12 protein-coding genes are annotated in these 10,730 nt (G+C 71.1%); 5 read left to right on the top strand and 7 right to left on the bottom strand.

Annotated elements, in window-relative coordinates; all coding sequences use genetic code 11:
* Positions 1-36 precede the first annotated feature (36 nt).
* The 3 genes from AOK08_RS38445 to AOK08_RS38435 form a co-directional block, all read right to left on the bottom strand.
* The gene (locus AOK08_RS38445) at positions 37-1,251 is read right to left on the bottom strand and encodes an acyl-CoA dehydrogenase family protein (RefSeq protein ID WP_055534738.1); all 1,215 of its coding nucleotides are present in this window, start codon (positions 1,249-1,251) and stop codon (positions 37-39) included.
* A gap of 2 nt (positions 1,252-1,253) precedes the next feature.
* Complete coding sequence (locus AOK08_RS38440; protein WP_055534745.1) at positions 1,254-2,321, bottom strand: phosphotransferase family protein; 1,068 nt, start codon at positions 2,319-2,321, stop codon at positions 1,254-1,256.
* Between the two features lie 168 nt (positions 2,322-2,489).
* A complete protein-coding gene (locus tag AOK08_RS38435; RefSeq protein ID WP_055534736.1) occupies positions 2,490-2,786 on the bottom strand; it encodes a hypothetical protein in 297 nt (98 codons plus the stop codon).
* 150 nt (positions 2,787-2,936) lie between these two features.
* Between AOK08_RS38435 and AOK08_RS38430 the strand changes: the two genes are divergently transcribed.
* The gene (locus AOK08_RS38430) at positions 2,937-3,887 is read left to right on the top strand and encodes an NADP-dependent oxidoreductase (protein ID WP_055534735.1); all 951 of its coding nucleotides are present in this window, start codon (positions 2,937-2,939) and stop codon (positions 3,885-3,887) included.
* A 50-nt stretch (positions 3,888-3,937) separates the two neighbouring features.
* Here AOK08_RS38430 and AOK08_RS38425 read toward each other — a convergent pair whose 3' ends face one another.
* From AOK08_RS38425 to AOK08_RS38410, 4 genes are read right to left on the bottom strand one after another with little or no spacing between them, the layout of a single operon-like run.
* On the bottom strand, positions 3,938-4,261 hold the full coding sequence (locus tag AOK08_RS38425) for a DUF202 domain-containing protein (RefSeq protein ID WP_055534733.1): 324 nt from the start codon (positions 4,259-4,261) through the stop codon (positions 3,938-3,940).
* On the bottom strand, positions 4,258-4,650 hold the full coding sequence (locus tag AOK08_RS38420; RefSeq protein WP_055534731.1) for a YidH family protein: 393 nt from the start codon (positions 4,648-4,650) through the stop codon (positions 4,258-4,260). Before AOK08_RS38420 ends, AOK08_RS38425 begins: the two co-directional genes overlap by 4 nt.
* Positions 4,651-4,661: 11 nt before the next feature.
* Entirely contained in the window at positions 4,662-5,285 is a 624-nt protein-coding gene (locus AOK08_RS38415) for an NUDIX hydrolase (RefSeq protein WP_079054527.1), read from the bottom strand.
* Positions 5,242-6,162, bottom strand: a complete 921-nt coding sequence (locus tag AOK08_RS38410; RefSeq protein ID WP_055534729.1) for a DMT family transporter — start codon at positions 6,160-6,162, stop codon at positions 5,242-5,244. The genes AOK08_RS38415 and AOK08_RS38410 overlap by 44 nt, the downstream gene beginning before the upstream one ends.
* A 351-nt stretch (positions 6,163-6,513) precedes the next feature.
* Here AOK08_RS38410 and AOK08_RS38405 point away from each other — a divergent pair, with 351 nt between their 5' ends.
* The 4 genes from AOK08_RS38405 to AOK08_RS38390 all read left to right on the top strand — a co-directional run bounded on the left by AOK08_RS38405 (position 6,514) and on the right by AOK08_RS38390 (position 10,635).
* Positions 6,514-7,464: a hypothetical protein gene (locus tag AOK08_RS38405; RefSeq protein WP_055534727.1), complete on the top strand. Its 951-nt coding sequence runs from the start codon at positions 6,514-6,516 to the stop codon at positions 7,462-7,464.
* Between the two features lie 119 nt (positions 7,465-7,583).
* A complete protein-coding gene (locus tag AOK08_RS38400) occupies positions 7,584-9,149 on the top strand; it encodes an APC family permease (RefSeq protein WP_055534725.1) in 1,566 nt (521 codons plus the stop codon).
* Between the two features lie 93 nt (positions 9,150-9,242).
* On the top strand, positions 9,243-10,019 hold the full coding sequence (locus AOK08_RS38395) for a molybdopterin-dependent oxidoreductase (RefSeq protein ID WP_079054526.1): 777 nt from the start codon (positions 9,243-9,245) through the stop codon (positions 10,017-10,019).
* Positions 10,003-10,635, top strand: a complete 633-nt coding sequence (locus AOK08_RS38390) for a cytochrome b/b6 domain-containing protein (protein WP_055534723.1) — start codon at positions 10,003-10,005, stop codon at positions 10,633-10,635. The genes AOK08_RS38395 and AOK08_RS38390 overlap by 17 nt, the downstream gene beginning before the upstream one ends.
* Positions 10,636-10,730: the final 95 nt, after the last annotated feature.

Genomic DNA, 10,730 nt, shown 5'->3' with positions numbered 1-10,730 from the left:
GGACGGGACGGGAAGGGGCGGCGGGGGCGAGGAAAACTACATGTACCGCTTCAGCTCCCGCCGCGCCAGCGACCGCTGGTGGACCTCGTCCGGGCCGTCCGCCAGCTTCAGGGTGCGCGCACTCGCCCAAAGCTCCGCCAGCGGAAAGTCCTGACTCACCCCACCCGCCCCGTGCAACTGAATCGCCTTGTCGATGATGTCCACCACCGCCCGCGGCGTAGCGATCTTGATCGCCTGGATCTCCGCGTGCGCCCCCTTGTTGCCCACGGTGTCCATCATCCAGGCCGTCTTCAGCACCAGCAGCCGAAGCTGCTCCACCGTCACCCGCGCGTCCGCGATCCAGTTGTGGACCACACCCTGCTGGGCCAGCGCCTTGCCGAAGGCGGTCCGGGACACGGCCCGCCGGCACATCAGCTCGATCGCCCGCTCCGCCATCCCGATCAGCCGCATGCAGTGGTGGATACGGCCGGGCCCGAGCCGCGCCTGCGCGATGGCGAAGCCGCCGCCCTCCTCGCCGATCAGGTTCGCCGCGGGCACCCGCGCCTCGTCGAAGATCACCTCGGCGTGACCACCGTGGGAGTGGTCCTCGTAGCCGAACACCTGCATGGCCCGCTTGACGGTGACACCGGGAGTGTCCCGGGGGACCAGGATCATCGACTGCTGGCGCCGGATGTCGGCACCGTCCGGGTCGGTCTTGCCCATCACGATGAAGATCTGGCAGCGAGGGTTCATCGCCCCGGAGATGTACCACTTGCGGCCCGAGATGACGTAACTGTCACCGTCCCGCCGGATGTGCGTCTCGATGTTCGTCGCGTCGGACGAGGCCACCTCCGGCTCCGTCATCGCGAACGCCGAGCGGATCTCGCCCGCGAGGAGCGGCTCCAGCCACTGCTTCTTCTGCTGCTCGTCGCCGAACTGCGCCAGCACCTCCATGTTGCCGGTGTCCGGTGCCGCGCAGTTCAGCGCGGTCGGCGCCAAGTGCGGGGAACGGCCGGTGATTTCGGCGAGGGGGGCGTACTGGAGGTTGGTGAGGCCCGCGCCGTGCCGGGCGTCCGGCAGGAAGAGGTTCCACAGGCCCTGGCGGCGGGCCTCGGCCTTCAACTCCTCGATCACGGCCGGGGTGTCCCACGGCGAGGCCAGCCGCGCGCGCTGCTCGTGCTCGACCGGCTCGGCGGGATAGACGTGCTCGTCCATGAAGGCGAGGAGCTTGGCGCGCAGTTCCTCGGTGCGCGCGTCGAACGCGAAGTCCATGATCAGCCTTCCTGGAGACCGGTGTGAAGTCCTGTGTGCGGGCCTGTGCGAAGTGTGGTCAGGCCGTGGTCGATGAAGACGGGGACCAGGTCCCCGATGCGGTCGAAGCCCGCGCCGACCGTCTGGCCCAGCGTGTAGCGGTAGTGGATGCCCTCCAGGATCACGGCCAGCTTGAACCAGGCGAACGCCGTGTACCAGGAGACCGCCGAGACGTCCCGCCCCGAGCGCGCCGCGTACCGTTCGATCAGCTCGGCCGGGGTCGGATGCCCGGCGGCCTCGGCGGTCGTGGAGACGGGGGAGTCGGGCGCGCCCAGCGGCATGCTGTACATCACCAGCAGGCCCAGGTCGGTGAGCGGGTCGCCGAGCGTCGACATCTCCCAGTCGAGGATCGCCGTGATCCGGTCGTCCGTGTCGATCAGGACGTTGTCGAGCCGGTAGTCGCCGTGCACGATCGCGGGGGCGGGGGAGCGGGGCAGCTTCCGGCCGAGCGCGGCCTGCAACTCGTCGATGCCCGCCAGCTCACGGTTGCGGGAGGCGTCCAACTGCTTTCCCCAGCGCCGCAGTTGCCGGTCGAGGAAGCCCTCGGGCCGGCCGAAGTCCGCGAGGCCCACCTCGGCGGGGTCCACCGCGTGCAGTTCGACGAGCGTGTCCACCAGCGACAGCACCACGTCCCGGGTGCGGGCGGGACCGATCGGCGCGAGCTGCCCGGCCGTGCGGTACGGCGTGCCCGGCACGAACTCCATGACGTAGAACGGCGCCCCGGGCACCGCCCCGTTCTCAGGGTCCTCGCACAGCAGCACGGGACGCGGGACCGGTACGGCGGTCGGATGCAGGGCGCTGATCACCCGGTGCTCGCGTCGCATGTCGTGCGCGGTGGCGAGGACATGGCCCAGCGGGGGGCGTCGCACGACCCATTTGCTGGTGCCGTCGGTGACCGCGTAGGTGAGGTTCGACCGGCCGCCCTCGATCAGCCGGCCGGTCAGGGGGCCGTGCACGAGTCCGGGGCGTTCGGCGTCGAGCAGGCCGCGCAACCGGTCGAGATCGAGACCTGGCAGGTCGTCCGGGGGCATCATCGCTCCTACGCGTACGGAAACAGGATTGACCCGCCTCATGATGCCGACCGGTCGGTATGTCGTCCAGTGGGTGGACGAAAAGTGACCGGCGTCTCGCTTCCGGTGCGGGGAGGCGAGACGCCGGTCAGGCGGGGCGGGAGGAGCGGTTCCGGTGGCCGGAGATCGTCAGTGGTCGTCCCAGTGGTCCTGGTGCGCCGCGTGCCGGTGGCCGTCGTGCAGGAAGTCGATGTGGTCGCCGTGCAGCACGCTCGGGTGGCCGCAGCCGTCCCCGTGCGCATGGCTGTGGGCCTCGTGCGCCACGTGCCCGCCGGGCTCGCACTCGTCCCAGTGGTCGCTGTGCGCGCGGTGCAGATGACCGTCGTGCGCGTAGTCGACGTGGTCGCCGTGCGGCACCTCGGTGTGGCCGCAGTCCGGACCGTGGGTGTGCTCGTGGGCCGAGTGCTCCTGGTGCAGGGTGCTCATGGTGCTCGCCTTCGGACGTCCGGGGTACGGAAGTACTGGTGGTGACGCGGAACAGGCTGCCACGCAAAACATCCATTTCGGGCTATTCGACTTGCGTGGCGCCCGCCCACCCCGGAAGGTCGGACATTAGGAAACCGGAGGGCCAGACAGATGAAAGCCATTACCTACAGTCGGTACGGCGGTCCCGATGTCCTGGAGTACGTCGAGGACGCCCCGGACCCCAAGGTCGGGCCCGACTCCGTGCTGATCAAGGTGCGGGCGGCGTCGGTCAACCCGGTGGACTGGAAGTGCCGCGAGGGCTATCTCGACGGCATCCTGGACGCCGTCTTCCCGGTGATCCCGGGCTGGGACGTCTCCGGGGTCGTGGTCCGTCCGGGTGCCTCCGTCTCCGAGTTCGCCGTGGGCGACGAGGTCATGGGCTACGTACGCGAGGACTTCCTCTCGCGCGGCACCTTCGCCGAGTACGTCGCCGCCCCGGTGCGCACCATCGCCCGCAAGCCCCGCAATGTCTCCTTCGAGGAGGCGGCCGGGCTGCCGCTCGTCGGGCTCACCGCCTACCAGGTGCTCGCGAAGGCGCTCGGCGTCCGCACCGGCGAGACCGTCCTTGTGCACGCGGCGGCGGGCGGGGTCGGCTCCGTCGCGGTCCAGCTGGCCCGCCGTCATCTGGGCGCGGCGCACGTCATCGGCACGGCGAGCGTGCGCAACCACGACTTCGTACGCGAACTGGGCGGCGACCCGGTGACATACGGCGAGGGCATGGCCGACCGGATCCGGAAACTGGCCCCGCGAGGCATCGACGCCGTGTTCGACACCGTCGGCGGCGACACGCTGCGCGACTCGGTGGGGCTGCTGGCTCCCGGGGGCCGCCTGGTGTCGATCGCGGACCCCGAGGTCGTCGGCTTCGGCGGCAAGTACTACTTCGTACGCCCGGACGCCGAGGACCTCACGCACCTCGCCGAACTGGTCGAACACGACGTGTTCTCGCTGCACGTGTCCGACACGTTCCCCCTGGAACGCGCGGCGGAGGCCCACCGGCTGAACGCCGAGGGCCGCACCAGGGGCAAGATCGTGGTGACGGTGGACTGGGCGGAAGAGGCCTGACGAGCCGGGCGGTCGAGCCGGGCGTTCTCCGACGCTCCGACGTCGGAGCGTCAGAGAACGAGCAGCGCCCCGCACACCGCCAGGGCGACCGCGCACAGGGCCGCGGCGGTGGCGTGCCGGGCGGCGAGGGCCGGCGGACCGTCGTCGCCCGTTGTGGCGAGTGTCCGGATGCGCCGGTGGGCGACGGCCAGAAAGCACACCCACAGCACGCAGCACACCGCGCACACGGCGATCCTGGCCGACGACGGCCCGCCGTGCAGCGCCGTCCTCCCGGCGAGTACGGCGGCGACGGTGCCCGACAGCGTCGTACGCCGCCACGCCAGCCGGGTCCGCTCCGGTTGCAGCCCCGGATCCCGCACGCCTGCCTCGCTCACCCGTTCCCCCGGACGAGTACGACGACCACCATGGCGACCGCGACCACGGTGACCGCGAGACTCAGCAGCGCCGGGAAGCGGGACACCGGCAGATCCTCGCCCCGCCGCATCGCCCGCTCGCAGCGCACCCAGTGGTTCACGGCCCGCAGCGAGCACAGCACCCCGGCCGCCAGCAGCGCGAGCGCCAGCCCCACGCGCCATCCCCACCGCAGGTCGGGCAGGAACTGGTCCACGGCGAATCCGCCGCCGATCAGTGCCAGCGCGGTACGCAGCCAGGCAAGAAAGGTGCGTTCGTTGGCCAGGGAGAAACGGTAGTCGGGGGTGTGGCCCTCCTCGCCGATCTCCCGTGGGGCGAACCACAGCCGGACGTTTCGCGCGAACTCGATCACACGCAGGAACCTTACGTGCTCTCGGCCGACCGGAACCGCCTGAGGCGCTCGTACGCGGCCAGGCCGTCCGGCACCCACTCCCACTCGCCCAGCCGCCGCTCCACCTCGTCCTCCGTCAGGAAGGCGTGCCAGGCGACCTCCTCCACCTGCGGGTGGACGGGCAGCTCGCAGCGGACCGCGTACACCGCCGACCACCAGCTCTGGCCCGTGCCGTTCTCGTACAGGAACTTGAAGAGACGCTCGGGGCGGGGCAGGCCCGTGACACCGAGTTCCTCCTCGGCCTCCCTCAGGGCCGCGTCGTCGTACGACTCGCCCGCGCCCACGACTCCGCCCACGAACATGTCGTACAGGGAGGGAAAGACCAGCTTGGTGGGGGTGCGGCGGTGGACGAAGACCCGGCCCCGGGCGTCCCTGGCCAGGATGAAGACGCAGCGGTGACGCAGCCCGCGCGCGTATGCCTCGCCCCGAGGGGACCGGCCCACGACCTCGTCGTTCTCGTCGACGATGTCGAGGATCTCGTCAGCCGGAGAGACCGGAGAGACCGGAGAGACCGCAGCAGCCGGAGCGGCTATGTCGGCGGGGGCCGTCGGATCAGCGGGAGTGTTCTCGTGGGAGTGACTGCTCATGCCCGCCATCAAAGCCCATCGCCTGCTCCGTGGTGCCGCTCGGCATCGCCGGGTGGAGGCCCAGCAGGACGATGCCCAGGACCACCGCCGCGAGGCCCGCCGCCTCCCAGGCCAGGGCCCCGGTGTCGGTGTGCAGTCGGTCGCCGAGGAAGCCGACGCCGCAGACGATCCCGGCCAGGGGCTGGGCCGCCGTGAGGGCGGGCAGGGACATGCGCAGGGGGGCGGTCTCGAACGCGCTCTGGACCAGGATCAGGCCGGTGAGGCCGAGGAACAGCACGGCGTACGGCTGCCAGCCGGTGAGGAGGTGGACCAGGCCGCCCTCCGAGAAGCGCTGGCCGCTGACCCGCGTCAGGGCGTCCTGGACGCCGTAGAGGAGACCCGCGGCCAGGGCCAGCAGGGCGGGGCCCGCACTGAGCCGGGAGCGCTTCGCGTACGCCGTGAGGAGCAGGGCGAGGCCGAGCATCGCGCCGATGATCAGCCAGTGGCGCCAGGGGTTCGTGACGGCCGTGCCGCCACGCGGTTCGCCCGCCACGATGAACGCCGTCACCCCGCCCGCCAGGAGCAGGAGGCCGGCCCAGCCCTGGCGGCCCAGCGGCTGCTTCGTCTGCTTGCGGGAGAGGGCGAGCGCGAAGAGCAGGTTCGTCGCGAGCAGCGGCTCGACCAGGGACACCTCGCCCTCGCTCAGCGCGACCGCGCCGAGCACCATGCCCGCCACCATCAGTCCGATGCCGCCGAGCCAGCGCGGTACCCGCACCAGGTCCAGCAGCAGGCGCGGGGAGAGGAAGTCGCTCAGGGGCGCCTGCCGGGCCGCGTTCTGCTGGAGGACGAAGCCGAGGCCCAGGCAGCAGGCGGCGCTCACGGCGAGAGCCAGAACCAGAACGGACACTCCGGGTACCTCGATGACGTGGCTGATTGTGGGGTGTGGTAGGGCCGACTTTAGCCGCCCCCGGCGGGTCCCGCCCCGGACATGTGACGGAATCGTGGAGCCGACGGGGGCACGTCCGTCCGGCGGGTGGCTCTGTCGCGACTTAGCGTCATCTTTGTGGGCTTGTCGGCCCGTGCAGGGGTCTGTCGCGCGTCAGGTCAACTGTCCTACACGGATGCGTAATTGACACCTGCGGCGGGCGGTTCCGGCCTTGACGTGAAGCATTGGTGGAGGGTTTGCTGTCCGTGATCAGCCGATGGCCGTCGATCGATCGCCGTCGACAGACCGCGTCGTGTGAGGAAGTTCCCCGCGGTGTCTCCACCTCCACCCCCTCTGGGCCGTGGCCGCAAGCGTGCCGGCCAGGCCTTCGACGCCGCGCTCGACGACACCGACCTCGTCGCCGCGCGCTCCGCGCTCGCCCAGGGGCGCTGGCAGGACGTCTCCGCGCTGCTCACCGCCACCGGCGACGACTGGGACCGCCGGGGGCACCGGGTCACCGTCCTCGCCCTGGAGTCCGGCACCGCCGCCTGGGCCCGCGACTGGCTCCTCGCCGAACCGGACTCCGCCGACGCCAACGTCCTGCTCGCCGCGGCCACCGTCCAGCGGGCCCTCGCGGGCAAGGACAAGCCGGCCCGCGCCCGCGAGGCCTGCCAGGCCGCCGTCGCGCTCGCTCCCGCCGACCCCACGCCCTGGCTCGGGCTGCTCCAGCTGGAGCGCGACCTGGGCGCCGAGGAGACCGTCGTACAGCTCTTCGACGAGGTACGGCACCGCTGTCCGGACCACCATCACGCCCACCACCTGATGGTCGCCCGCCTCGCCGAGCGCCGCGCCGCCGCCGGACAGGACCCGCTGCACGAGGTGTACGACTTCGCCAACTGGGCGGTCGAACAGGCCCCGGCCGACTCGCCGTTGGCGATCCTGCCGGTCGTCGCGCACGCCGAGCGCTACCGCGTCCTGGCCGGCGCGGGCATGGAGTCCACCGACCCGGCGTCCTCCGGGCACTGGGCCGGGCGGCGGGCCCGGCAGGTGATGAAGGCGGCCTTCGACTGGTGGCTGGAGTGGGAGCGTGACGACCACCCGCGCCGGCTGATCGACCTCAACTTCCTTGCCCACGCGAAGTTCTGCGAGGGCCGGGGTGCGGAGGCCGCCGCCCTGTTCCACCGGATCGGCCCGCACCAGACGCCCGTTCCGTGGTCCTACCCGGACCGCGACGCGCACGCCGCCTTCCGCGCCGCCCGCGAAGCATCGATCGGCACGGTGTAACACCCCACGTCTCACGCACCGGTTCACCCCCTCCGCACCACGTTTCGCACACCCCCCGAACCACTGAGAATCTCCGTCCCCCCCGAAGATCTCCACCCGCCCGAAAGGACAACCCCGCGATGACGACGGGCAGTTCGAGCACGAGCAGACCCAGTACCGGCGACAGCGGCATCAGCACGTTCAAGGGGCAGGACCGCGCACTGCGCGCCGACCGCCTCGGCACCGGAGGGCTGCTGCTCTCCGTGCTCGCCGCCACCGGTCCCCTCATGGTGATCGCCGGTGTCATGCCCACCACATTCGCGGTGATGGGCATCGTCGGCCAGCCGCTTCTCTTCGTCATCCTCGGCGTGGTCCTCGTCCTCTTCAGCGTCGGGTACGCCGAGATGAGCCGCCACGTCCACAACGCGGGCGCCTTCTACGCGTACATCTCGCGCGGCCTCGGCGGCACCGCCGGAGCGGGCGCCGCCATGCTCGCGCTCGTCGCCTACAACGCCCTCCAGGTCGGCATCTACGGCATCTTCGGCTTCGAGGTGTCCGGACTGTTCTCCACCTACCTGGACACCGAGATCGCCTGGTGGATACCGGCGTTGCTCGGCGTGCTGGCCGTCGGCTCGCTCGGCTGGCTGAAGATCGACGTCAACGCGCGCGTGCTCGGCGTACTGCTCGTCATCGAGGTCGCCCTCGTCGTCATCTTCGACATCGCCTCCGTCGCCGACCCGTCGAAGGAGGGCCTGTCGCTGCACGCCTTCAACCCGGACACGCTCACCGGCGCGGGCGTCGGCACCGCACTGTGCTTCTGCATCGCCGCCTTCACCGGCTTCGAGCAGGCCCCCGTGTACGCCGAGGAGACCAGCAAGCCGCACATCCTGGTACCGCGCGTGATGTTCCTCGCCGTCAGCTTCGTCGCCGTCTTCTTCGCGATCAGCTCCTGGGCGTTCACCGTCGCCGCCGGCCCCTCCGCGATCATCGGTACCGCGCAGAAGGAGAGCGCGGGACTGCTGTTCTCCCTCACCGAGTCCCGGCTCGGCGGCACCTTCACGGACATCCTGCACGTCCTGTTCGTGACCGGCATGTTCGCGGCGCTGCTCAGCTTCCACAACGTCGTCGCCCGGTACACCTTCGCCATGGGCCGCGAGGGGCTGCTGCCCGAGACCTTCGGCCGTACCACCGGCGCGAGCGGTGCGCCCGGCACCGGATCGCTGCTCCAGACCATCGTGTCCGTGCTGGTCGTGGCCGGCTTCGCGGTGTCCGACAACGGACCGGCGGGTGACCCGACCACCCCCGTGCTGAAGCTGTTCACCTGGCTGGGCAACATCGGCGCCCTGGGCGTGATCCTGCTGATGGCGGCGGCCTCCCTCTCGGTCATCGTCTTCTTCGCCCGGCGCGGCGCCGTGGGCGCCCAGGCCTGGCGGCTGGTGACGTCCGCACTGGCGGGCATCTCCCTGCTCGTCATCGCCGGCTACACGATCAAGGACTTCGACATCCTGGTCGGCACCGGCCCGGACTCCTACCTCAACTGGCTGCTCCCCGCGATCATCGCCGCCGCCGCCGTCGTCGGCCTGGTCCAGGGCGTGGTCCTGCGCTCCCGCAAGCCCGAGGTGCACGCACGTATCGGGCTCGGCAACGAGGCGTTCCAACTGGAGAAGGCGGCCGTGTCGGCGGAGACGGCGGAAACCGCCTCCTGAGAACGGCCGCCCGAGAAGGCAAGCGATTACGGAAGTCGAACGCGCACCCGTGATTCCTGGCTCCACAGGGGTCACGGGTGTTCGAATGGGTACGTGAACTCCGAACGACCAGAGCGACCGGAACGGCCCGCACCACCCGAAGAACACGGAGAAGGCGAAGGGCAGGACCTGGGCAGGCCCATCGGGCGCCGGGTGCTGCTCGGCACCCTGGGTCTGGGCGCCCTCGGCGTGGTCGCCGCACCCGCCCTCCAGCGCGGCATGGAGTCCTTCCTCGCCGGCGCGGCGGAGCGGGACCCCACCGGCCTGACCGGCCTCCTCCCGAACGGCGGCGGCTTCCGCTACTACTCGGTGACGTCCTCCGTACCCCACAAGGACGCGGACAACTACCAGCTGAAGATCGACGGCCTGGTGGACCGACCGGTCACCTACACCCTGGCCGACCTGCGCGCGATGCCCCAGACCAGAATGGTCAGGGACGTCCAGTGCGTCACGGGCTGGCGGGTGCCGGGCACGCCCTTCGAAGGCGTACGGCTGTCCCGGCTGCTGGACGCGGCGGGCGTGCGCTCCTCGGCCGGCGCGGTCCGCTTCACCTGCTTCGACGGCGCCTACAGCGAGAGCCTCACCCTCGACCAGGCCCGCCGAGCCGACGTCATCGTCGCGCTGCGCATGCAGGACAAGAACCTGAGCCACAGCCACGGCGGCCCGGTCCGCCTCTATGTCGCGCCCATGTACTTCTACAAGTCCGCCAAGTGGCTCTCCGGCATCACGGTCACCGAGGACGTTCGGGCCGGCTACTGGGAGAACCGCGGATACGACATCGACGCCTGGGTCGGCAAATCGAATGGACGCGACGATGAGCCCACGAGCTGACACCCCGGCGCCCCCGGCCTCCGCCTCCGACGTACGCCGCTTCGGCCGCCCCCAGAAGTGGGTGCACCGCGCGACGGCCGCGCTGATGGGCGTGTGCGTGGTGACGGCCGCGTGCCTGTACATCCCCGAGTTCGCCGAGCTGGTCGGCCGCCGCGCACTGGTGGTCCGCGTCCACGAGCTGGCCGGTCTCGCCCTGCCGGTACCCGTCCTGGCGGGCCTGGCCTCCCGCGCCTTCCGCGCCGACCTGGGCCACCTCAACCGCTTCGGCCCGCACGACCGCGTCTGGCTGCGCGCGGCCCTGCGACGCGACAAGCGCACCACCTCGCGCCCGGCGGGCAAGTTCAACGCCGGCCAGAAGATCTACGCCTCCTGGATCGCGGGCGCCACGCTGGTCATGCTCGGCACGGGCCTGCTCATGTGGTTCACCCACCTCACCCCGCTGATGTGGCGCACCAGCGCGACCTTCGTCCACGACTGGCTGGCGCTCACCATCGGCATCGTCCTGGCCGGCCACATCGGCATGGCCCTGGGCGACCCGGAGGCCCGCAGAGGCCTGAGAACAGGCTCGGTCAGCAAGAACTGGGCAGACACGGAACACCCCCTGTGGCGCCCCTGACCCACTGCTTCCAAGGGGCGCGGACGGATGGCCCCAAAGGAGCACGGAGTGCTCTTGAGGGGCGCGGGGAACCGCGCGACCAGCCACGACGAACC

It is taken from the genome of Streptomyces graminilatus (assembly GCF_001418565.1).
GTDB lineage: Bacteria > Actinomycetota > Actinomycetes > Streptomycetales > Streptomycetaceae > Streptomyces > Streptomyces graminilatus.
This window is presented reverse-complemented; position numbering and strand designations above follow the sequence as displayed.